This is a genomic window from Paenibacillus sp. FSL K6-0108 (genome assembly GCF_045040695.1).
Taxonomy (GTDB): Bacteria; Bacillota; Bacilli; order Paenibacillales; family Paenibacillaceae; genus Paenibacillus; species Paenibacillus pabuli_B.
The window spans coordinates 6748964-6770548 of record NZ_CP150288.1 but is presented as its reverse complement, the minus strand read 5'-3'; the positions used below and the strand labels follow the sequence as shown (position 1 = coordinate 6770548).

General features: G+C 48.2%; 18 protein-coding genes. 13 read left to right on the top strand and 5 right to left on the bottom strand.

Annotated features, from left to right (window positions below):
* Positions 1-157 precede the first annotated feature (157 nt).
* The 4 genes from MHB49_RS30875 to MHB49_RS30860 all read left to right on the top strand — a co-directional run bounded on the left by MHB49_RS30875 (position 158) and on the right by MHB49_RS30860 (position 3894).
* Positions 158-781 (top strand): YhbD family protein, encoded by a 624-nt coding sequence (locus MHB49_RS30875; protein ID WP_405154116.1) that lies wholly within the window; start codon positions 158-160, stop codon positions 779-781.
* Positions 782-795: 14 nt separating this feature from the next.
* Positions 796-1521, top strand: coding sequence for a polymer-forming cytoskeletal protein (locus tag MHB49_RS30870; RefSeq protein WP_405154115.1), 726 nt, complete (start codon positions 796-798; stop codon positions 1519-1521).
* 44 nt (positions 1522-1565) lie between these two features.
* Complete coding sequence (locus tag MHB49_RS30865; protein ID WP_405154114.1) at positions 1566-2261, top strand: hypothetical protein; 696 nt, start codon at positions 1566-1568, stop codon at positions 2259-2261.
* Positions 2262-2334: 73 nt separating this feature from the next.
* Complete coding sequence (locus tag MHB49_RS30860) at positions 2335-3894, top strand: DHA2 family efflux MFS transporter permease subunit (protein ID WP_405154113.1); 1560 nt, start codon at positions 2335-2337, stop codon at positions 3892-3894.
* 114 nt (positions 3895-4008) lie between these two features.
* Here MHB49_RS30860 and MHB49_RS30855 read toward each other — a convergent pair whose 3' ends face one another.
* Complete coding sequence (locus MHB49_RS30855; RefSeq protein ID WP_405154112.1) at positions 4009-5442, bottom strand: VanW family protein; 1434 nt, start codon at positions 5440-5442, stop codon at positions 4009-4011.
* A 252-nt stretch (positions 5443-5694) separates the two neighbouring features.
* Here MHB49_RS30855 and ftsE point away from each other — a divergent pair, with 252 nt between their 5' ends.
* The 5 genes from ftsE (at position 5695) to MHB49_RS30830 (ending at position 11717) form a co-directional block, all read left to right on the top strand.
* Positions 5695-6381, top strand: coding sequence for a cell division ATP-binding protein FtsE (gene ftsE / locus MHB49_RS30850; RefSeq protein ID WP_095291427.1), 687 nt, complete (start codon positions 5695-5697; stop codon positions 6379-6381).
* A complete protein-coding gene (gene ftsX / locus MHB49_RS30845; protein WP_405154111.1) occupies positions 6371-7288 on the top strand; it encodes a permease-like cell division protein FtsX in 918 nt (305 codons plus the stop codon). The genes ftsE and ftsX overlap by 11 nt, the downstream gene beginning before the upstream one ends.
* Before the next feature lie 154 nt (positions 7289-7442).
* Positions 7443-8723 (top strand): murein hydrolase activator EnvC family protein, encoded by a 1281-nt coding sequence (locus MHB49_RS30840; protein WP_405154110.1) that lies wholly within the window; start codon positions 7443-7445, stop codon positions 8721-8723.
* Between the two features lie 134 nt (positions 8724-8857).
* Positions 8858-10327, top strand: a complete 1470-nt coding sequence (locus MHB49_RS30835) for a S41 family peptidase (protein WP_076287642.1) — start codon at positions 8858-8860, stop codon at positions 10325-10327.
* A 64-nt stretch (positions 10328-10391) separates the two neighbouring features.
* Positions 10392-11717, top strand: coding sequence for a PDZ domain-containing protein (locus MHB49_RS30830; protein ID WP_405154109.1), 1326 nt, complete (start codon positions 10392-10394; stop codon positions 11715-11717).
* A gap of 52 nt (positions 11718-11769) precedes the next feature.
* On the opposite strand, the gene MHB49_RS30825 is transcribed toward MHB49_RS30830, so the two are convergent.
* Complete coding sequence (locus MHB49_RS30825) at positions 11770-12459, bottom strand: response regulator (protein ID WP_405154108.1); 690 nt, start codon at positions 12457-12459, stop codon at positions 11770-11772.
* Between the two features lie 18 nt (positions 12460-12477).
* Positions 12478-13752 (bottom strand): sensor histidine kinase, encoded by a 1275-nt coding sequence (locus MHB49_RS30820; protein ID WP_405154107.1) that lies wholly within the window; start codon positions 13750-13752, stop codon positions 12478-12480.
* A 208-nt stretch (positions 13753-13960) separates the two neighbouring features.
* Between MHB49_RS30820 and MHB49_RS30815 the strand changes: the two genes are divergently transcribed.
* From MHB49_RS30815 to MHB49_RS30805, 3 genes are read left to right on the top strand one after another with little or no spacing between them, the layout of a single operon-like run.
* Positions 13961-14896, top strand: coding sequence for an ABC transporter ATP-binding protein (locus tag MHB49_RS30815; RefSeq protein ID WP_405154106.1), 936 nt, complete (start codon positions 13961-13963; stop codon positions 14894-14896).
* Between the two features lie 12 nt (positions 14897-14908).
* Positions 14909-16099, top strand: a complete 1191-nt coding sequence (locus tag MHB49_RS30810; protein ID WP_405154105.1) for an ABC transporter permease — start codon at positions 14909-14911, stop codon at positions 16097-16099.
* Complete coding sequence (locus MHB49_RS30805) at positions 16092-17270, top strand: ABC transporter permease (RefSeq protein WP_405154104.1); 1179 nt, start codon at positions 16092-16094, stop codon at positions 17268-17270. The genes MHB49_RS30810 and MHB49_RS30805 overlap by 8 nt, the downstream gene beginning before the upstream one ends.
* Before the next feature lie 195 nt (positions 17271-17465).
* On the opposite strand, the gene MHB49_RS30800 is transcribed toward MHB49_RS30805, so the two are convergent.
* Both MHB49_RS30800 and MHB49_RS30795 read right to left on the bottom strand, forming a co-directional pair.
* Positions 17466-18308 (bottom strand): flagellar motor protein MotB, encoded by an 843-nt coding sequence (locus MHB49_RS30800; protein ID WP_405154103.1) that lies wholly within the window; start codon positions 18306-18308, stop codon positions 17466-17468.
* Positions 18292-19089: a flagellar motor protein gene (locus MHB49_RS30795; RefSeq protein WP_247899555.1), complete on the bottom strand. Its 798-nt coding sequence runs from the start codon at positions 19087-19089 to the stop codon at positions 18292-18294. Before MHB49_RS30795 ends, MHB49_RS30800 begins: the two co-directional genes overlap by 17 nt.
* Before the next feature lie 169 nt (positions 19090-19258).
* Here MHB49_RS30795 and uvrB point away from each other — a divergent pair, with 169 nt between their 5' ends.
* Positions 19259-21250: an excinuclease ABC subunit UvrB gene (gene uvrB / locus MHB49_RS30790; protein WP_405154102.1), complete on the top strand. Its 1992-nt coding sequence runs from the start codon at positions 19259-19261 to the stop codon at positions 21248-21250.
* The last annotated feature ends 335 nt before the right edge of the window (positions 21251-21585 follow it).

Below are 21585 nucleotides of genomic sequence, written 5' to 3'. Positions count from 1 at the left end.
GGAGAAGGCAGTAAGCGCTTCCGAAAATATGTAGATTTTTTTATATGGGAGCAATAGATATGAATAGAAACGAAGGTTCGATTCACCATGTTTTTCGCCTTCTTTACAACGTAACAATGTTATGTTACACTGATTTCAACACAAAGGGGGGCCATATATGACGGATGATTTGATCTCCAAAAAAGAATTGCTGGACCTGACGGGGATCTCTTACGGCCAGTTGTACCGCTGGAAGCGGAAGAATCTCATTCCGGAGGAATGGTTTATTCGGAAGTCGTCCTATACAGGACAAGAAACTTTTTTTCCAAAACAACAGATTTTAATGCGGATTGACAAAATTCTCAATATGAAAGACGGCTTGTCGCTGGATGAACTGGCAGACGTGTTTTCACCAACGTTGGGTGAAGTGGAAATGTCCAATCAGCAGCTATTAGAGCGAAACATTGTTTCGAGCGTTTCGCTTGAGTTGTTGAAAGAAGCGGGCCAGGAGCGGTCGCTGTACGCTTTGGAGCAGATCATGATGCTCTATGTGCTCGATAAGCTGCTAATGAGCGGGGATATTACCCGCCAGGAGGGTTCGCTGCTGATCGATGTCATGTCCGAGCATTATTATCGTTTCACAGGGAAACCGAGCGAACTGGTGCTTATTCGCAAGATGGGTGTCCCTTCATTCATGCTGGTAACGGCAGGAACAGAGCTTTATTTTGACAATGGAGTGAAGGTTGTTCTCAGGCAGCCATTGGGGACGTTCATGGAAGAGTTAAAACTCAAATTGGGATAAGGAGAGGATCATATATGGAGGAACGTAATTTGCGCAATGATCTGAACGTAGCGGGCATGAGCCAAACGGCAGGCGGGAATTTTCATCGAGTATCCATTGATGGCATGGCTAAGGTAAACGGTAACCTGGACTGTACCTCCCTTAATGTGAATGGAACATTGAAGATGCACGGTGCTTTGAGCTCAGAGAGCGCAACGATCAACGGTATGTGTACGCTGAACGGCCCCTTGATTAGTTCTCGTGTTCGTGTGGATGGCTTAACAACCATTAATGGAGACCTCCAAAGCCCTGAGCTCGAAGTCAACGGGAAGTGTACTGTTCGCGGACGGGTAGATGGGGAACGAATTGATATTGGTGGTGTGATCGATATTGAAGGCGACGTACAATGTGAGTCTTTGAACGTACAGGGCAATATTAAAATTAGTGGCTTTCTGAATGCGGGAACGGTAGAGATCAAGCTGCATACATCTTCTTCGGCAAGAGAGATTGGCGGGGAACGCATTGATATTCGGCGTAAGGAACAGACTGGTTTTTGGAAAAGTATTGGCCTGGGCGGTACCCCATCCTTCAAGACATCCTTGATTGAGGGGGATGAAATCGTGCTGGAAGATACCGAGGCTGATATTGTTCGTGGCAGCAAGGTTCATATCGGTCGTGGCTGTAACATCAGGTTGGTCGAATATTCGGGTGAACTAGAGGTTGATCCAGATGCCAAGGTGGGCAGCAGTCAGCGGATTTAAGTTTTAATTTAGTTTTGACCTGGAGAGAAAGGGAAGTGATTGATATGAATAAGCATTTGGCTGGTTCATTGGATAAAAAACATGACATTAGCATTATCGGCGACGGCAGTTCTTCTGGCGGTGTGTACGGCAAGGTCAAGGTAGTGGGGGATTCGTCTTTTAACGATAATCTGATCTGTGATCAATTCAAATGCACCGGTACATCGGTCATATACGGATCTCTTGAATCAACCGATATCAAAATTACAGGAACACTTACCCTGAAGGAGCGGGCTGCTGCCAGCGACGAAGATCAGGAGAGCAATTATGCATCTAACCTGTATGCAAAAGCTGAGCATATGAAAGTAGTAGGTGAGCTGCATGTATCAGGTGATTGTCAGGTGGAACATATGAAGCTGAATGGCCGTTTTACGATAGCGGGTATGCTCAGTGCCGAAGACATGACACTCAGAATTATGGGTCCATCCGAGGTCAGGGAAATGGGCGGTTCCATCATTTCAGTGAAGAGCGGCAAGGGAAAACTGTTCGAAAGTTTATTTTCGGAGCAGAAGTCGGTACTCAAGGCAGAGTTGATCGAAGGCGATGATATTGAATTGGAGTATACAGAGGCAGAAGTTGTACGAGGAGATAAAATAAAAATTGGCCCAGGCTGCCGGATTGGTACAGTGGAATACCGATCTTCTCTGCTCATTCATCCGCAATCGGAAGTTTTGGTGCAAAGCAATCGGTCCTTGGACTGATTATCCGACGTAACTTTTCGGATATACTAATTCAGTCATATGAATCGGATGTGAATGGGAGAGATTGAGTAGAATGGTTGCAAGTAAAAATAATATTGGATTGGTGCTGGCAGGGCTGCTGCTGAGCATACTGATGGCTTCGATGGACAATACCATCGTGGCAACAGCTATGGGCGACATTGTCGGGAAGCTGGGTGGGCTCGACAAATTCGTATGGGTGACCTCCGCTTACATGGTGGCCGAGATGGCGGGTATGCCAATCTTCGGTAAGTTATCCGACATGTATGGACGGAAGAAATTTTTTGTTTTCGGCATACTGGTATTTATGCTCGGATCCGCGTTATGCGGAACGGCAACATCCATCGTTGAGCTGACGATGTACAGAGCTATACAGGGTATTGGCGCAGGTGCACTGGTGCCGATTGCCTTTACGATCATGTTTGATGTGGTCGCACCGGAATCACGAGGCAAATTGGGCGGTTTGTTCGGAGCCGTGTTTGGCTTGTCCAGCGTATTTGGGCCCCTATTGGGTGCTTACATTACGCAGTATGCGACATGGGAATGGGTATTTTATATTAACCTGCCGCTTGGTCTGATTGCGTTTGTGTTTATTGCATTTTTCTACAAGGAATCCCATCAGCATCAATCCCAACAGATTGACTGGCTGGGTGCCATCACACTGATTGGCGCGGTAGTCTGTCTTATCTTTGGGCTTGAATTGGGTGGCAAAACATATGCCTGGGGCTCGTGGCAGATCCTTGGTTTGTTTGCTGGATTTGTGGTATTAGCACTGCTCTTCCTGTTTGCAGAGACGAGAGCCAAGGAACCCATCATCTCCTTTGGCATGTTCCGCAACCGGGTGTACTGGTCCAGTAACGTTATTGGCATGTTCAGTGGTGCGGCTTTTATTACAGCATCCGTGTATATTCCAATCTTCATTCAGGGTGTGCTCGGCGGCAAAGCAACCAACTCGGGTCTTGTGTTATTGCCCATGATGCTGGGATCTGTCGTAACTGCCTCAATGGGTGGGGTACTGATGACCAAGATCAAATATCGCAACATTATGATTCCTACGCTGGCCTTGCTGGTGGTCGGTCTTGGCTTGCTGACGACGCTGGATGAAAGCTCGTCACTATGGACGATACGAATCTACATGGTGATGATTGGTCTCGGTGTCGGAGCATCATTCTCGGTACTCAGCAATGCAGCCATGAACGCGTTTGAACCGCAAAGACGCGGAGCGGCAAGTTCCACACTTAACTTCCTCCGTTCTCTTGGGATGACGATGGGCATTACGATCTTTGGTATCGTACAGAGCCAGGTGTTTACGCGCAAAATGAATGATGCCCTCGCCGGATCAGCGGCGGAAGCAGGGGGCGCTGGTGCTCCTGCAGGCGGCGTGCCTCAGGGAGTGAATCTGAGCGATCCACATGCATTGCTGTCGCCAGAACTAAGAAAGGCGATTCCGCCTCAGGTGCTGGATGCCATTACACATGCGTTGTCTTCATCTATCGTGCAGCTCTTTGCCTGGGCTGCGATCCCGGCTGCACTTGCGTTGATTGCTGCTTTCTTTATGGGTAAGGAGAAGATGGTTATAGGCGAAGGGCAGGGAGAGTACACAGGCGGACATTAAAAGGTTTTATTCTGATAAAATACACAAAATGAATCTGTACAGTTAACCAAAGACACATCTCCGAGGGACCCATTATGGGGAACGAGAGATGTGTCTTTTTTATTTAGGTTAAGTTTAAGGCTGCTTCGTGTCGCTGATACCGTCTTCTACAACAGAAGGCTCCTGAGGATCTGGCAGATTGGTTTGACCAGAGCGGGCAATTAGACGGTTCTGGGCTTTGTACGTGTCACGCGTAATGGTTTTGGATTCGACAATTTTGCCATCGACTTTTTTGGTACGGACCGTCTCCACAATATATCCGGGCTGACCGTTCTGGAGAACCTGCTGGGCGCCGGCAGGCAGCACATTGCTTGATACATATTTAACGGGAGCACTTAATGTCTCAATGGTACGGGATTCAACTGCATAACTGACATTTTCCGGGAAGGTGCCGAAGAATTTGACCGTTAAGCTTCCACCTTCCACTTTGGCATGAATGAGCAGGGACTTGCCAGTATTGTTTTTGAATCGAAAATTGATGGAACCTGAGGCAAACGTGGCATCCAGCCCCTTTGGCAAATATTTGACTGGCAGAGAATGATTGCGACGCTCCACGATGTCCAGCCCGGTCAACAATGCTGCGTTATAGACTGTGCTGGATACCTGGCAGATGCCGCCTCCAATACCGGGGGTCAGCCGTCCATTCACGATGACTGGAGCTTCCCGGAAGCCATAGTCTTCCTCCGCCTTGCGGATGACCTTCTCATAATCAAACGTACCATTCGGCGGCAAAATCATGCCGTTAACGGCTTGCGCTGCTGCACTGACGTTATGTATCCGCCCTTCACTGCTGTTGCCAAGGCCAGTGGAGAACTGGATGATTTTCCGGTCAATTCCCTCTTGGCGCAGCGAATCGAGAGTCACTTCAGGTTGCAGGGTATACAACGGCAGTTGAATCAGCAGCGGATCTGGCTCTGCATCATCGTCCAGTGCAGCGAAATTCCGGTGCAGTTTAGCCTGCATCAGGCTTGCAAGTTCATCCCAGGCGATCCGACGGACGCCTTTTTCCGGGATGTACTGGACTTTGTCGCTTGCGGTAATGCGGCGAACGGCGTTCGCGGGTGTACCGAAGGTCTCCTTTTCCCAGGCTGGGGTAAGCTGCTCTTTCAGCGATTTTGAATGATACGTCAGTTTCAGGGACCAGTCCTTGATGAAATGATACCGGGCATAAGCGCGCTCCCATAGATTGCCCTCATCCAGTTGCTGTACAGCAGTCCGGAAGTCGTCCGCACTGTAGCTTGCGCCTGTCTGGGCGGCGGTGAACGTCATCGCTTTTGGTGCAGGATCTTCAACCTCCAGGGTGATCGGCCACGCCTCCATTTGTTTTAATCGTTTATCCAATTCCGGTAGAACCTCTTTGCGATTCACGCCCTCTACCGACCATTCCCCAACACTTACGCCTTTGGGTAGGGCAGGCTGGTTCACGTACATATGCAGCAACCCATAAGACGCGGAACCGATCAAGAGGATGGAGAACAGCACAATGACCGTCAAATGTATTTTTTTCATATTCGTACGCTCCTTTGTACTTCTGTTGTTCCGCAATTCGTAACACTTTCCATATATATGATCCAATGATGGAAAACTTTCGGGTACTCAATAGGTAACAAATTTGTTACAATAAAATTCATATGAATCCATGCTTCACCATCGAAAAAGGGGTGAAATGGATTTTCCCTGATGAAATTCAGGTCTTTTTAAAGGAAATGCCGGGATTGTGTCGAAATGATAATGGCTAACTATGCAACGGGAAGTGATGATGTGATAGAAATGCAGGACGTGTGGAAGACCTACGCCAATGGGACCCACGCATTACAAGGGGTGTCGGTGAAGATCGACCGCAATGAATTTGTCTATATCGTTGGTCCGTCCGGCGCAGGCAAATCGACATTTATGAAATTGATGTATCGGGAAGAAATTCCGACCAAAGGACAAATATCCATTAACGGATTTAATATCGGGAAATTAAAACCACGCAAAATCCCTTATGTACGCCGAAATATCGGTGTTGTGTTTCAGGATTTTCGACTGTTGCCGAAGATGACTGCATTTGAGAATGTGGCTTTTGCCATGGAAGTTATTGAAGCACCGAAGCGTCACATTAAGAAGCGAGTGATGGAAGTTCTTGATCTGGTGGGGCTGCGCAGCAAGGCGAACCGTGAACCTTCACAGTTGTCGGGCGGGGAACAGCAGCGTATTGCCATCGCACGTGCCATCGTGAACAATCCGTCTGTCATTATTGCGGACGAGCCTACGGGCAACCTTGATCCGGAGACATCATGGGGCATTATGCAGCTGCTGGATGAAATTAATTTTCGCGGAACCACCATCGTTATGGCGACTCACAACAAAGATATTGTAAATACCATGCGCAAACGGGTCATCGCGATTGAGCGCGGGCAGATTGTACGGGATCAGATGAGAGGAGAATACGGTTATGAATTTTAGTACTCTCTTGCGCCATCTGCGGGAGGGATTCAAAAACGTATTCCGCAACGGCTGGATGTCCGTGGCCTCCATCATGTCCATTATCGTATCACTGCTCATTCTGGGCGTATTCATGCTTCTGGTGCTCAATGTGAATTCCATGGCTAACCAGGTGGACAGTCAGGTTGAGATCAGTACGTTTCTCGAGTTGAACGTGGATGAGAGCCTGCGTAACACGCTGGAGCAGGAAATCAGTGCCATGCCTGAAGTCAGTGAGATTCGTTTCGTCTCCAAAGAGGAAGGGCTCAAAGAGTTCCGTGAACGTCTTGGAGACAGTGCAGACAACGTGCTAAGCGGTTTCGATGTGGATAACAATCCACTGCCGGAGACCATTGAAGTAGAGGTCATTGAACCGGAAACCGTCACTTTTGTGGCGCAAAAAATCGAAGCATTGAACGATAAACACCCGGAGAAGCCAATCATGAAAGTGAATTACGGCAAGGAAACGGTGGAAGTGTTGTTCAAATTTACGAAGCTTGTCCGGAATATCGGATTTATTTTTGTCGGGGGACTGGGATTGATGTCCATGTTCCTGATCTCGAATACGATTCGCGTAACGATACTGGCACGGCGCCGGGAGATCGGCATCATGAAGCTGGTTGGAGCAACCAACACGTTCATCCGTTGGCCTTTCTTTATTGAAGGGGCATTGATTGGACTGATCGGTTCAGCAATTACAGTAGCGGTACTGTTCTTCGGTTACAGCCGCCTGATGGCTACGATTGGTCAGGATGTATTCATGCAGATGCTTAATTTGATTCCACTCGGTGATATTTGGCTGCTGTTTGGAACACTGTTGATCGGACTGGGTGTGCTGGTTGGTATTTTGGGAAGTACATTGTCCATCCGCAAATCGCTTAACGTTTAATCGACAAAGAATGGCAAAGCAGGTTCACAACTGAACGCTGTTTGACGATATGTAGTAAAGACGGAGTCTTTCGTGTAAAGAAAGCAAAAGAACATGCTGTTCACCACCTGTGCAGGTTGCTTTCTTGTGAATTCATAGGATGGGGGATCACATTTTGAAAAAAACAGCTTCGCTGCTGGCCTTAACGTTATTGGCCAGTTTGACGCTTCAACCTTCTGACGGATATGCCAAGAGTAGCATTAGCGACATTGATCAGCAGATTCAGCAACTGGAGAGCAAGGCGGCTTCGGCCAAAAAGGAGCAGCAAAAGGCTGCCAGCAACAAAAAGGAAGCTCAACATTACAAGAACAAGACCAATGCTTACTTGAAAGTCGTCATGGAGCAGATCAATGTAGTTAGTGATGAGCTGGCAAACGTATCCTTGCAGATTGAAAATACGGAAGAGGATCTCCGGACAACGAAAAAAGATCTGCAGGCCGCAGAAGAACGTATCGTTGCAAGAGAGAAATTACTTGAATCACGTGTACGGCTGATGTATACAGACGGTGCCGTTTCGTATCTTGATGTGTTATTAAGTTCCACAAGCTTCTCTGATTTCCTGACTCGTGCCGATTCACTGAAAACGATTGTGGATCAGGATCAGCATCTGCTGGATGAACACAAAAAGGACAAGCAGCTCGTCGTGGACAAAAAAGCAGAACTCGATGTGCAATACGCAGAAGCCAAGAGTCTGTATGCGCAGAAGAAACAGCGCAAGTCCCAATTGAATGAGAAGGAACAGGAGAAGCAAGTGCTTCTCGCTTCCTATGATGCTAAAATTGAAGAGTCGGAAGAGCTGACGCAAGAACAGGAAGACGTTCTGATGCAAATTGCCAGCAAGCGCTCGGCCCTTTTGCAAGAGAAAAACAAATTGCGTGAGCAGCAAGCGGCGGCGGCCGCCAAAGCAAAAGCAGCAGCTGCTGCTCGTGCGGCGGCTGCTGCGAAGGCGCCGACCAAGGTCAGCACAAGCGCCAGTGATGAGGTCACGTATTCATCGGGAAGTGGCATATTCTCAAGACCAGTATCCGGTGGGCGTATTTCTTCACCATTTGGTCGTCGAACACATCCGATTACGGGTGAAGTGGGCAAAATGCATAATGGTGTTGATTTCGCAGTGCCTGTGGGAACTTCTGTTCACGCTGCTTCTGGTGGCATTGTTATTATGGCCGAATGGTACAGTGGATATGGCTACACAGTCATTGTTGACCATGGTGGCGGTTTATGGACGTTATACGGTCATTTGCGTGAAGGCGGGTTCAAAGTCAGCAAGGGAGATACGGTAAGTAAAGGGGATACCATTGCGGAATCGGGCAATACCGGAAACTCCACTGGACCGCATTTGCATTTTGAAGTCCGTGATAATGGTACAGCTGTGAATCCAATGAACTATTTGTAGTTTTTAGCCAACAGTTGGAATGGAACAAACATATTCCGTACAAGCTAGGCATATACTAAGCTGGCATGTTCAGGGAATGATTCACAGAACAATTGAATCTGACACGCTTCAATACTAAAGGCGGTGACAAACGGATGATGAAGAAAAGATCGGCCCTGCTGCTTGTCATTGTAGCCCTTCTCGGAGGCAGCCTGCTTACGCTGGTGCTGATGAGCTCCCCAGGTCTGGCACAGACGACACCTGGCGAAGGATTGCTCGCCAGCGTTACTGGCAGTTCGCAGCAGAAGAACGATTTGAAAAAGATTGAAACCGCGATGGATTTGATCTCAAGCAACTACTATAAAGACGTGGATCGAACCAAACTGATTGATGGTGCGATCAACGGCATGATGGAATCTCTCGGTGATCCATACTCCAATTATATGGGGCAGGAAACAGCAGCCCAGTTCGAGGAGTCAATTGAAGGTTCGTTTACCGGAATTGGCGCAGAGGTATCCTCACAGGACGGTAATGTCGTAGTGGTATCACCGATCAAAGGATCGCCTGCCGAGAAAGCAGGTATTCGCGCCAAAGACATGATCATGTCCGTGAATGGTGAATCCCTGCAAGGTTTGGAATTGAACAAAGCCGTTAACAAAATCAGAGGTCCAAAAGGCAGTGAAGCGAAGGTACAGGTTAAACGAGCTGGATCTTCCGAGCTGATTGAATTCGTCATTGTGCGTGATGACATTGATTTGGAGACGGTGTACGCCCACATGGAGGATAACGGTGTTGGTGTGATTACGATCACCCAATTCTCGCTGAACACAGGAGATCGCTTTAAGGAAGAATTGGCGAAGCTGGAGAAGCAGAACATGAAGGGCCTAATCATTGATGTTCGTAATGACCCGGGTGGTGTTTTGCAGGTCGTTATTGATATTGCAGAGCAATTTGTTCCAAAAGGCAAGGTTATTGTTCAAGTCGAAGACAAGAACGGTAAAAAGGAACAAAGCAAATCGAACGGATCAGGCAAATCGTATCCCATTACGGTATTGATGAACAAGGGAAGCGCGAGTGCGTCGGAAATTTTGGCTGGTGCACTGCAACAGTCGGCAGGCGCAACGCTGGTTGGAGAAAATTCCTTTGGTAAAGGAACCGTACAGACGAGTTATGACAAGCAGATGGGTGATGGCAGCCTGCTGAAAATCACCATCGCGAAATGGCTGACTCCGAATGGAGATTGGATTCATGAAAAAGGCATTAAACCGGATATTGCGGTGAATCAGCCGGATTACTTCTCGGTGGCACCAATCAACAAAGAAAAATTACCTTTGAAATATGACAGCAATAGCACGGATGTGAAAAGTGCGCAGACGATGCTTAGAGGACTTGACTTTAAGCCGGATCGTGTGGATGGATACTATGACCAGAAGACAGAAGAAGCGGTCAAAGCATTCCAGAAACAAAAAGGCATTCAGGCAACAGGCCAGATTGACGAGAAAACCGCGGAATCACTGGAAGCGGCTCTGATTGAACGTATTGCCAATCCTCAATATGATGCACAGCTGAAGCGCGCGATCGAAAATGTCTCAAAGGATATTTCGTCCGCAGTGTCGAAGCCATAAAGAAGGCTGATTTTCAGCCTTCTTTTTTTCTGAACCGGCTGAAGGAGAGGAGTGACCGTCCACAATGGAATGGGTTTGGCCATGGTTAACCACATTAGGGGAAGCATTGTTGCAGTTGTTTATTCAGCCGTTTTATTATATTGCGGTAATTTTGATTGCTCTCGTTTATCATCGTCAACTCTTGCAGGAACGTAAGTTGTTCCACGTTCGTCTGCAAAGCTCGATAACACAGACCATCCGTGCAGTGCTTGGAGGTATTGTGATCGGTGTAATGGTCTCCGTCGTGTCGTTGTTTCTTGGGGCACATCTTACACTGGCCAGCCTGATCTGTATATGGGCAGCTACGTTATTCTTGGCATTATTCCGTATCCGATATCTATGTTTTGCTTATGCTGCAGGTTTGCTTGGTGTGTTGCAGTTTGGTTTAAATATGGCCTCCGGCTGGCAGCCGGAAGGATGGATTGGAAATGTCACAGAAGCATTACGTGCGCTGGATATGCCTGCACTTCTTGTGCTCGCAGCTGTATTACATATTGGTGAAGCACTGATGGTACGCATGCAAGGCGTATCCATGGCATCGCCTTTGCTCTTCGAGGGCAAACGCGGCAAGCTCGTTGGAGGGTACCAGCTGCAGCATTTTTGGCCGATTCCGTTACTGATTCTTGTTCCCGTTTCGGGCGGGGCAGCATTGCCATGGACCGCTTTGATCAGCGGAGGGAATGGCTACATGCTGGTTGCGCTGCCGATTATGTTGGGATTTGGAGAAGTTACGCAAAGCATGCTGCCAGGAAAAAAAGTGCAGATTTCCGCAAAGCGATTGCTGCTATATGGGACAGGCCTGCTTGTGCTCAGTCTCCTGGCTGCATGGTGGTCTCCGCTCATGGTTGTCGCAGCCTTGGCTGCTTTCATTGGGCATGAGTTCCTGGTGTGGTACAGTGGCTTCGAGGAACAAAACCGCAGCCCACTGTTTGTACACCCTGAGCACGGCTTGAAGGTGCTGGGTGTCATTCCTGACAGTCCTGCGGAAGAGCTGGGGATTGGAGCTGGGGAGACCTTGTACAAGGTGAATGGCGTAATGGTACATTCGCCTGAGCAATTACATCGCGCCTTGCGCATGAATCCGGCTTTTTGCAAGCTGGAGGTACGCAATCATCAGGGCGAGAGCAAGTTCATGCAGCGGGCGATCTATGAAGGCGAGCATCATCAGCTCGGGGTGCTCATGGCCCCTAACGATCATGAAGCTTGGGCGCTCCGCTTGCGTCCGCTAAACTTGTTTCATATCGTAAGTCTGAAGTTGTTCGCACGACGTCGGAAAGAGCAGCTTGATGGTGAAGCTCCACTTGCATTGCCGCCCGCCCCAGCGGGGGAGCAACGATCTATAGAGATGTAATGAAGAAAGGGTATTTCCTCCGCCATATCAGGCGAGGGAAATACCCTTTTTGCTACTTTTTCAACATAAAAATGGCGATTTGAGTCCGGTCGCGCAGACGAAGCTTGCCAAGGATGTCAGTAACATAGTTTTTGACCGTGCCTTCGCTCAGGAATAGTTTTGCAGCAATTTCTTTATTGGACAGCCCTTCCGATATAGCCTCTGCAACAGCCAGTTCCATGCGGGTTAATCCGTAAGAGTCAATGGGTTCATGTGTCTGAGGTACTGCAGCAGGGCGAAGCAGGGTCGCGAGTTTACGTGCAATATCAGGATGAATCAACATATCCCCGTTATGTACAGTTTTGATGCCCTGAATGATCCGGTCAGGTGGCACATTTTTGAGCAAATAACCGCTGGCCCCATTTTGCAAAGCCTGAATAATATACTCATCATCGTCAAACGTGGTAAGCATCAGTACGTGCACGTCAGGGAAGCGTGTCTTAATGATTCGGGTACCTTCAACTCCATCACAATCCGGCATGCGAATATCCATAAGTACAACATCGACAGTTATTCCTGACTCCAGCAGTTCCAGAGCTTCTCGTCCGTTTGAAGCTGTACCTGTAACGGTAATGCCGGGATCGAGTCCGAGAAGGACTTTGAGACTTTCACGGATAAAGGAATCATCATCCGCAAGCACAAGCCGAATGGACTGCGGGTGGACAGAATGGTCCGAGTTATTTAATTCATTCATGTCAGACATAGCAAATCACTTCCTTTTTCAGATGAGTTCAGCTTTGTTCGTCATGGGCAGGCGTGTGATTACCGTATAGGGATAATCCGGCTTGATCTCCAGTTTCCCGCCAATCAATTGTGTGCGCAGGCGCATTCCCTCAAGTCCCATGCCGAGTTCTGAAGACTCTGTCTTTACGCGCGGATTAGCACGAGATCCTTCATATTTTCCTTTCGTTTGTTCCTTGGTGGAAGGGGTGTGTATCTTCCCATCGTTGCTGATGGCCATACAGACTTCTCTTTCTCCAAATTCCAGTTCCACAGTAATCGTAGTGGCATTTCCATGACGGAGTGCATTGGTCAGTGCCTCTTTGGCATTTTTGTACAAGACCATCTGCATACTCGGATAGAGTACATGTGAATATCCACGCACTTCGTAATGTGTCTTCACACCCGTTTCCCGGCCAACGTCTTCAAGCAGACGATCTAGTGCGTAGGCATCGGATATATAAGAGGTAGGCCGCAATTTGTGAAGCGTGGTACGCATGTCATCCATACTGGCAGCCAATTGGTCCCGAATCTGTCTCACCATTTCCGTGCCCTGTTCCGGGTGTATAGGGAGGGTGAGGAGGGCTGCCTCAGACATCATTTTGGTGCGAATCAGGCGATGGCCAATATCATCATGAAGCTGCCGGGATATGCGGGTACGTTCCTCAACCTGTGCCGCTCCTTCAAGATGCTTCGTGAATTGAAGCAATTGTGCGCGTGCATCCTGAAGCTCGTAATGTTTACTGCGCAGCTTATCGTACACCTGCTCAAGCTGTTCCCGACTGTTCGCTGTCCTAGACCCCTGCCAAGAGAGCGCCACGGCGACGAGCAGGAGCAAGTTAACGGCAACCCGAGCGATTGTCTCTTGGGTGAAGGTGAAGGGAACGGCCGTGTTTGTGTGGAGTGTAAGCCATGGAAGAAGCCCCTGTGGTGGGGCGTAATACCAATGTAACGCGATATTGCTGGCGACAAGCTGAATTGCGAGCATTAACCAGCGCTGGGCCCCATCCAGTCTGTACATATACACATAGAGCGCAGATAAGGAGAGGAAAAACATAAATGGACCATATCGAGCGATCAGCCAGCAGCTGAAAAGGATTTCGGCCATGAGCAGCAAACGCTGCATAACTGATCGGGTGAAGTCTTTCCACACCGCGAGTCCTAGCGCAATGATAATATACAGCGTATAGCTATCTTCTTGTTCCATGGGTAGCACCAGAATGTACAGGACCGCGGGAACTAAGAGTAAACCGTATTGCAGCAACCGCATCGGCATATGTCAGAGACATCCTTTATTTTAGAAGTGAAGGTATACCTTCCGGTAATCTATGTCGATTATATCATAGGCAGTTTTTCCAACCGAAGATGACTTAAGTCACCTTTGTTTCATGACCTTTCGTACCTTCGCAGAAGATCACAATTCGATACAATACAGATATGAAATCCGGTCGCAGGAAGTTGGACGGAAGAGGAGTGTATAATCTATGGCTATGCTTGAAGTGGATCATGTAGTAAAACGATACGGCAGCAAGCTCTCGGTGGATCATTTAAATCTGAGTGTAGGCAAAGGCGAGATTTTTGGATTGCTTGGACCGAATGGAGCAGGGAAAAGTACCACTATTAGCATGATTGCCGGTCTGTTAAAGATGGATCAAGGTGAAATTCGGTTGGATGGCATATCGGTCAAGGAACGGCCACTTGAAGTGAAACGCAAAATCGGGCTGGTACCACAGGATCTGGCTCTATACGAAACGATGACTGCTGCGGAGAATGTAACTTTTTTTGCTCGGCTGTACGGACTGCGTGGAAAGATGCTTAAAGAAAGAGTGCAGGAATCCCTCGAATTTGTAGGTTTGCAGGACAAGGCGAAGGATGCCCCATCCACGTTCTCTGGTGGTATGAAACGCAGGCTGAACATTGCGTGTGCCATTATGCATCGCCCGGATTTAATCATTATGGATGAACCGACAGTGGGCATAGACCCGCAATCGCGCAATCATATTTTGGAGTCGGTGCGCACGCTTAACCGGATGGGATCAACCATCATTTATACAAGTCATTACATGGAGGAAGTTGCTGCAATCAGTCACCGGGTAGCAATTATGGATCAGGGGCACATCATTGCCTGTGGCACCGAAGCAGAACTGAGAGAACGAGTTGCATCTGAGGAAAAAATAGTGCTCACCACTTCGGGTATTGGTCTCGATGTTGTGGAGGAGTTAAAGCTTCACCCCCGTGTGCGGGCGGTAGAAGTAACAGACGATACATTGACCGTTACGCTGCCTTCTGCGCAGCAGGATCTTCAGGACATGCTTTTCATTTGCAGCAAACATGAAATCTCCATTCAATCGCTCAAGGTCGAAGAGCCTGATCTGGAAACGCTTTTCCTCAATCTGACCGGGCGTACGCTCCGGGACTAGGAGGATTCTCAGATGAACATATGGCATATTTGCATCTTTGAGTTGAGGCGGATTCTGAGAATTCGCTCGGTTCTGCTGAATCTGTTTATTCTGCCGCTGCTGCTCATCTTTATATTGGGTACTGCACTTTCCAGTACAATGGGGACGGCAAAAGAAGCCATACCTGGACCGGCGAGAGTAGGGATCATTCAAACTAAAGAAAATTCCGGTTCCGATGCGATCAGCAAAGCTTTAAATACATTTGTGACATCCCCGGCGGTAGCCGACATGATGAAGGTGCAGAACATTTCTACGGAGGAAGAGGCTGTAAGTGCACTGCGACGTGGTGACCTGGATTTTGCCGTAATCATCCCATCCAATCTGGAAGAGCAGATCATGAAAGGGGAAGAGGCAAGGTTGCAATGGATACTGGGGAAAGATGGCACACTCAACGTCGTGGGTCAGACTTTGTTTACGCGGTTTACGGATGAACTGAACAGACAGGTTGCTGCGGCGAAAGTGTTAGGGCCCGACGCAGTAGCTGCAATGGCTGAGTATTCACAGACTAATAGCGCCAGCACTTCATATATAGCCGTTAGCAGTCCCGGAAAAGTGGAAACCTCTTATAGTGCTTCACAATACTATGCGGCTTCCATGCTCGCCATGTTCATGCTTTACTCGGGCATGACAACCAGCAACAGCCTGTTTGGTGAAAGAGACAAAAAAACGCTAACCCGCCTGCAGGCAGCTCCGATTGGCAACGGAGTCATCTTTGCAGGGAAAATTGCAGGCAACAGCCTTCTTGCTTTCTTGCAGGCCATCCTCATCGTACTGATGACACATTGGTTATACGGTGTGAACTGGGGTACACATCCCTGGCTGATTGTTCTGATCTGTGTGCTGATTACGCTGGCTGCGATGACTCTTGGTGTAATTGTTGCTCTGGTCTGCAAAAATGCCACATCGGCAAGTGCCGCCCTTCAAGGCATCATTATTGCCATGACATTTATCAGCGGTGGTTTTACACCCATTGCCATTGGTTTTGTACAGAGGATAAGCGAATTTACGGTAAATCACTGGGCTTTGCAAAGTTTTCTTCGGATGATGCTGGATGCTCCCGTAAGTGAGATTATGTACAGCATCATGATGCTTGGTGCGGTATGTACGGTATTAGTAGCGGCAACGGCACTGATCTATAGAAAGGTGGGATACCGCTATGAATAGCCTGAATATTGCCTGGTTGATGATCCGACGAACGATATTGCGCAAACGGGGTTTCATTGCCTTCTTTCTTCTTCCTTGCCTTGTCGTCACAGGAACAGTTGCGCTGTTTGGGAGCGAGGAGGGGACACGTGCGGTCATTCCTTATGTAAACGAGGATCAGGGCGAAGCAGGCAGATGGATATTGGATGAGCTTGGTCACAAAGAGGAGTATCTCCTCAAACCCATGAACAACGTTGCGGAAGTTAAGGAGGCCATCGAGCAGCAAAGGGGGAGTTCCGGCCTCGTAATCCCGGCGCATTATACGGACCATTTACTGCAAGACAAACATCCTGAAATTCAGCTGGTAGAACTTCGTGTCAGTGAAAGCTCCTATACGCTGAGAGCTGCGATTGAAGGTTTGGCAGCGGGATTGAATCAATCTGCTTCAGCAGTATTGGAAGCCGGAGATACGGCTTCGGGTGAGACTCCCGATCCGGCTCAAGCTGAAGCAAAGTTTAAAGAGTTATTACTTGAACTGGGCAAACATCAAGTTTCAGGTCAAGCAACAGAGCTGCAGATTTATCCCAAACCGGGTCTGAACAACGTGACCGGATTTACAATCATGTTTATGATGGGTCTCTTGACCAGTACAGTTGCTGTTATTATGGAAGACCGCAGGCAGCGTACGATGGCAAGAATTTACACAGCTCCGGTTCGCGCCTATGAAATCGCACTGGGCAATTTTCTGGGAAGTTTTGCGATCGGTTTGATTCAGATTGTGTTGGTCCTGGGGATTAGCAGATGGGTGCTTCATTATGATGCGGGGATTCCATTTGGCATCCATCTTCTTATTTTGGCCGCTTTTATGCTGGTGTCCATGGGGATTGCGAGTACGGTAGCAGGTCTGATTCGTGAATCCAAAAATGCAAACATGCTGAATTCGCTGATTATCACACCGACGTGTATGATTGGCGGCTGTTTCTGGCCGCTGTCGATCATGCCGGACTATATGCAAAAACTCGCTAATTTTGTTCCGCAGAAATGGGCAATTCAAGCCGTGGAAACGATCTCTGCTGGCGGCACGCTGTCGGACATTGCACTACCGCTGCTGATTCTGTTTGGCATGGCAGCCATCCTGCTGACGGTGGGTTCTGCGATTCTTCGTCCCAGCCAGCCAGGCGTAGATGCATGATGTGTGAAATCGCTTGTATGGATGAAGGTAATCACATCGTGTTCCATTGCTGTAAAACGAAGAAAACAAGTGATCCGTTGCTTTAAGAATAGAACTACAGATGTATAAAACCAAAAGCACGTTCTGCTGAATCGAATTCAGTTAGAACGTGCTTTTTAAATTGATTTGATGCTGCTTTATGCGAAATAATACAATTTAAGGCTGGAGTTGACGCAAGACGGTGATTTCCACACGTCTATTTTTTTGCCGCCCTGCGGCGGTGGTATTATCCGCAGTTGGGCGGGTATCCGCGTATCCTGCATATTGAAAACCGTCTGGGTCAAGCTTTTCTTTATCGAGAAAAAATCGCAATACAGACAGTGCACGTTCCCCGGAAAGCTCCCAATTGTCCTTATAGGTAGCGTTTGCCCCGACAGGAACGTTATCCGTATGCCCTTCAATGCTGACAACAGTGCTCAGATCACGGAACAGGCTTGCCAATTTGCTCAGTGTGGGTGCAGCATCACTTTTGAGTGCGGCTTTGCCCTGATCAAACAGGAAGCGGTCGCTGAGTGTAATGGAGATGCCTTGCGGCTTGTCCGCAACAAAAATCTGGTTTTCCAGTTTATTGTCCTCGATATACTGGGTAATCACATTGAACAGATTTTGCAGTTCCTGCTCCTGTGATCTGAATTGCTCCTCCCGCTCCGTAAGTGGCTGATCGTCATCATCTGACGTACCTGTTTCGGAGCCGGAAGAGGATCCTTCGCCTTCTCCGAGATCTTCTCCCTGAATCTGGGAAGGTGGATTTTTGGTAATGGCTTGTCCCGCAGTACCAGCAATCCCTTCACCTTGGTCAAGCAGGGAATTGGATTGGTTAAATGTATTTTGCAACGATTGGGTAACCACATCGTATTTGCCAGAATCCAGATGGCTCATCGCATACATAATCACAAAAAAGATCAGCAGCAGGGTAATGAGATCGGCATAGGTAATCATCCAGCGATCTCGATGATCTCCAGGTTCACGTTTTCCGCGCCGTTTACTGCGCCGACTCATCCAATCCCTCCTTCACTACAGGGCGTGTGGACTGGCGGTGAGTAAGGGTGAAGGACTCCAGCCGTTTACGCACAAGTTGGGGGTTTTCCCCGTTCTGGATGGAAAGTACACCTTCGATCAGCATTTCCATTGTCTGAATTTCGTCTGCGCCACGGGATTTAATTTTGGATGCAATGGGTAAAAAGATAAGATTGGCGCTAGCGACCCCGTATAGGGTTGCCGTAAAGGCAACAGCAATCGCTGGTCCGAGTCCTGTAGGATCGGTCAGACTGCCGAGTACCTGAATAAGTCCCATCACGGTACCAATGATACCCATCGTTGGAGCATAACCGCCTGCTGATTCAAAAATTTTGGCGTAACCTTCATATTTTTGTTCGACGGAATCAATCTCCATCTCCATGATCTGGCGAACAACATCCTGATCTGTGCCATCGACAACCATCTGAATACCATCTTGCAAAAATGGATGCGGATGGTCCATTACTTTTCGTTCCAGTGCAAGCACGCCTGAGCGGCGGGCGATTGAAGACATATCTACAAGTTCTTCAACCCACTGGCTCGAGTCATTGTTGTTACGCCCAAAGGCCATGCGGAGGGCAGCAGGAATCGTACGCAGCCGATGTGCAGGAAAACTGGCAACAACTGCGGCAATCGTTCCACCAAATACAATTAGAGCAGCCGTCTTTTGCATCAGACCGGATAATTGACCACCTTCCCACAAAAAACCACTAATGACTGCGGCAATCCCGGCAATAATGCCGATAAGTGTCGCAATATCCATAAATTAACCCACTCCTATCTTTACTTCGCGATTGCATCACTTGCACAGACGAGGTATAATCAAACGGGAACAAATATTCTTATTACTATAAGTTTTCCCATATGTAAATTCGGGGAACTTCGACAATATATAGTGACTATTATTTTAGACGATAGGGTGAGATACGGCAATGAGCGATATTATAATGAGCGACAAAACGTTCGAAATCGAGTCAGAGTTTTCTCCCCAAGGTGATCAGCCAGTAGCCATAGAAGAATTGGTGAAGGGTGTTCAGGAGGGGAAGAGATATCAGACGCTGCTGGGTGCAACCGGTACGGGCAAGACGTTCACTATTGCACAGACGATTGCCAAGCTGCAACGTCCCACACTGATTATTGCCCACAATAAAACGCTGGCAGCACAGCTTGCAAGTGAGTTCAAAGACTTTTTTCCGAATAACATGGTTGAGTATTTTGTCAGTTACTACGACTACTATCAGCCAGAAGCCTACATTCCTTCATCCGATACGTATATCGAGAAGGATTCGAGCATTAATGAAGAGATTGACAAGCTGCGGCATGCGGCGACCAGCTCGTTGTTTGAGCGCAGGGATGTCATTATTGTAGCGAGTGTATCCTGCATCTATGGTTTGGGTTCGCCGCATGATTATTCCAGCATGCTGTTGTCACTGCGGGTAGGCATGGAGAAGCCGCGTAATCAGATTTTGTCTCGTCTGGTAGAGATTCAGTATCAGCGAAATGACATTAATTTTGTGCGTGGCACGTTCCGCGTTCGCGGTGACGTTATCGAGATTTTCCCGGCATCCAAGGGTGAACATGCGATTCGGGTGGAATTATTCGGTGATGAGATTGAGAAAATTACGGAGATTGACGTGTTAACCGGAGAACTGGTTGGCGAACGTGAACATATTGCCATCTTCCCGGCATCTCACTTCGTAACCCAGGAAGAGACGATGCGAGTGGCGCTGGTGAACATTGAGCGTGAACTGGAAGAACGTCTTGAAGTGCTGAGAGAACAGGGGAAACTGCTGGAGGCTCAGCGACTGGAGCAGCGTACACGTTACGATATCGAGATGATGAAGGAAGTCGGGTTCTGTTCAGGGATTGAGAACTACTCCGGACCATTGACGTTCCGCGAACGTGGCGATACACCATACACATTGTTGGACTATTTCCCGGATGACATGTTGATTGTGGTCGATGAGTCTCACGTAACTCTGCCACAGATTCGTGCCATGTATAACGGTGACCAAGCACGGAAGACTGTACTAGTTGATCACGGATTCCGTCTGCCATCTGCCCTGGATAACCGTCCGCTCAAATTCGAAGAGTTCGAAGAAAAGATGAATCAGATCATCTATGTCTCCGCGACACCGGGTCCTTACGAGATAGAGCATACGGATACGATGGTCCAACAGATCATTCGTCCAACCGGTTTGCTTGATCCAATTATTGAACTGCGTCCAACGAAGGGGCAGATTGATGACTTGATTGGTGAGATTAACGATCGGATTGCGAAAGATGAGCGGGTTCTGATCACCACATTAACGAAGAAGATGTCCGAGGATTTAACAGATTATCTGAAGGAGATCGGAATCAAGGTACGTTATTTGCACTCCGAGATCAAGACGTTGGAGCGTATGGCAATCCTGCGTGATCTAAGGCTGGGTACATTCCATGTGCTGATCGGAATCAACTTGCTCCGGGAAGGTCTGGATCTTCCGGAAGTTTCTCTGGTAGCCATTTTGGATGCCGACAAGGAAGGCTTCCTACGCTCAGAACGCTCACTGATCCAAACGATTGGTCGGGCAGCACGGAACAGCGAAGGTCGAGTCATTCTGTACGGTGACAAAGTGACGGATTCGATGGATAAAGCGATTAAGGAAACGGAACGCCGCCGTGCCATTCAAATCGCATATAACGAAGAGCATGGCATTACACCACAGACGATTCGCAAAAAAGTGCGTGATGTGATTGAAGCAACCAAAGTTGCTGAATCCAAGAAGGACTATCTTACAGGCGCTGCCGAGAAGATGTCGAAGAAGGACCGCCAGGCGCTTATTCAGCGCCTAGAAGCAGAGATGAAAGACGCAGCCAAAAACCTGCAGTTTGAGCGTGCTGCTGAACTTCGTGATGCATTGTTGGAGCTGCGCGCAGAATAGATCGTTAAGGCAGATAGCACAAGTTAAGATATAGGCACAGTAATGAGATCTGCAACAAGAGAACGGCCGGGTGGCCGTTCTCTTGTTGAGTAAAGAAATCAGTAGTATCTTCCGATAATTAGACATGTTGAAAACGGATAATCAGGTCTATACTGATAGAAAACTTGAAATTGGTTAAAAGGTTTATAGGAAAGCAATTGAAAGTTGTGTCCTTGGGAGCCGAGCCAAAGGCAATGGCGACCATCGCGAGCGAGGCGAAGCCGTGAGCGTCCTGGTGTTTAAGGGGAGCCGAGCCAAAGGCAATGGCGACCATCGCGAGCGAGGCGAAGCCGTGA

Bases quoted from the DNA above. Each gene is read 5' to 3' on its own strand.
- MHB49_RS30795 (WP_247899555.1), bottom strand. From the start codon at position 19,089: ATGGATATTGCGACACTTATCGGCATTATTGCCGGGATTGCCGCAGTC.
- MHB49_RS30830 (WP_405154109.1), top strand. From the start codon at position 10,392: ATGGAATGGGTTTGGCCATGGTTAACCACATTAGGGGAAGCATTGTTG.
- MHB49_RS30825 (WP_405154108.1), bottom strand. From the start codon at position 12,459: ATGTCTGACATGAATGAATTAAATAACTCGGACCATTCTGTCCACCCG.
- MHB49_RS30875 (WP_405154116.1), top strand. From the start codon at position 158: ATGACGGATGATTTGATCTCCAAAAAAGAATTGCTGGACCTGACGGGG.
- MHB49_RS30810 (WP_405154105.1), top strand. From the start codon at position 14,909: ATGAACATATGGCATATTTGCATCTTTGAGTTGAGGCGGATTCTGAGA.
- MHB49_RS30800 (WP_405154103.1), bottom strand. From the start codon at position 18,308: ATGAGTCGGCGCAGTAAACGGCGCGGAAAACGTGAACCTGGAGATCAT.
- MHB49_RS30820 (WP_405154107.1), bottom strand. From the start codon at position 13,752: ATGCCGATGCGGTTGCTGCAATACGGTTTACTCTTAGTTCCCGCGGTC.
- MHB49_RS30835 (WP_076287642.1), top strand. From the start codon at position 8,858: ATGATGAAGAAAAGATCGGCCCTGCTGCTTGTCATTGTAGCCCTTCTC.
- ftsX (WP_405154111.1), top strand. From the start codon at position 6,371: ATGAATTTTAGTACTCTCTTGCGCCATCTGCGGGAGGGATTCAAAAAC.
- MHB49_RS30870 (WP_405154115.1), top strand. From the start codon at position 796: ATGGAGGAACGTAATTTGCGCAATGATCTGAACGTAGCGGGCATGAGC.
- MHB49_RS30865 (WP_405154114.1), top strand. From the start codon at position 1,566: ATGAATAAGCATTTGGCTGGTTCATTGGATAAAAAACATGACATTAGC.
- MHB49_RS30815 (WP_405154106.1), top strand. From the start codon at position 13,961: ATGGCTATGCTTGAAGTGGATCATGTAGTAAAACGATACGGCAGCAAG.
- MHB49_RS30805 (WP_405154104.1), top strand. From the start codon at position 16,092: ATGAATAGCCTGAATATTGCCTGGTTGATGATCCGACGAACGATATTG.
- uvrB (WP_405154102.1), top strand. From the start codon at position 19,259: ATGAGCGATATTATAATGAGCGACAAAACGTTCGAAATCGAGTCAGAG.
- MHB49_RS30860 (WP_405154113.1), top strand. From the start codon at position 2,335: ATGGTTGCAAGTAAAAATAATATTGGATTGGTGCTGGCAGGGCTGCTG.
- MHB49_RS30855 (WP_405154112.1), bottom strand. From the start codon at position 5,442: ATGAAAAAAATACATTTGACGGTCATTGTGCTGTTCTCCATCCTCTTG.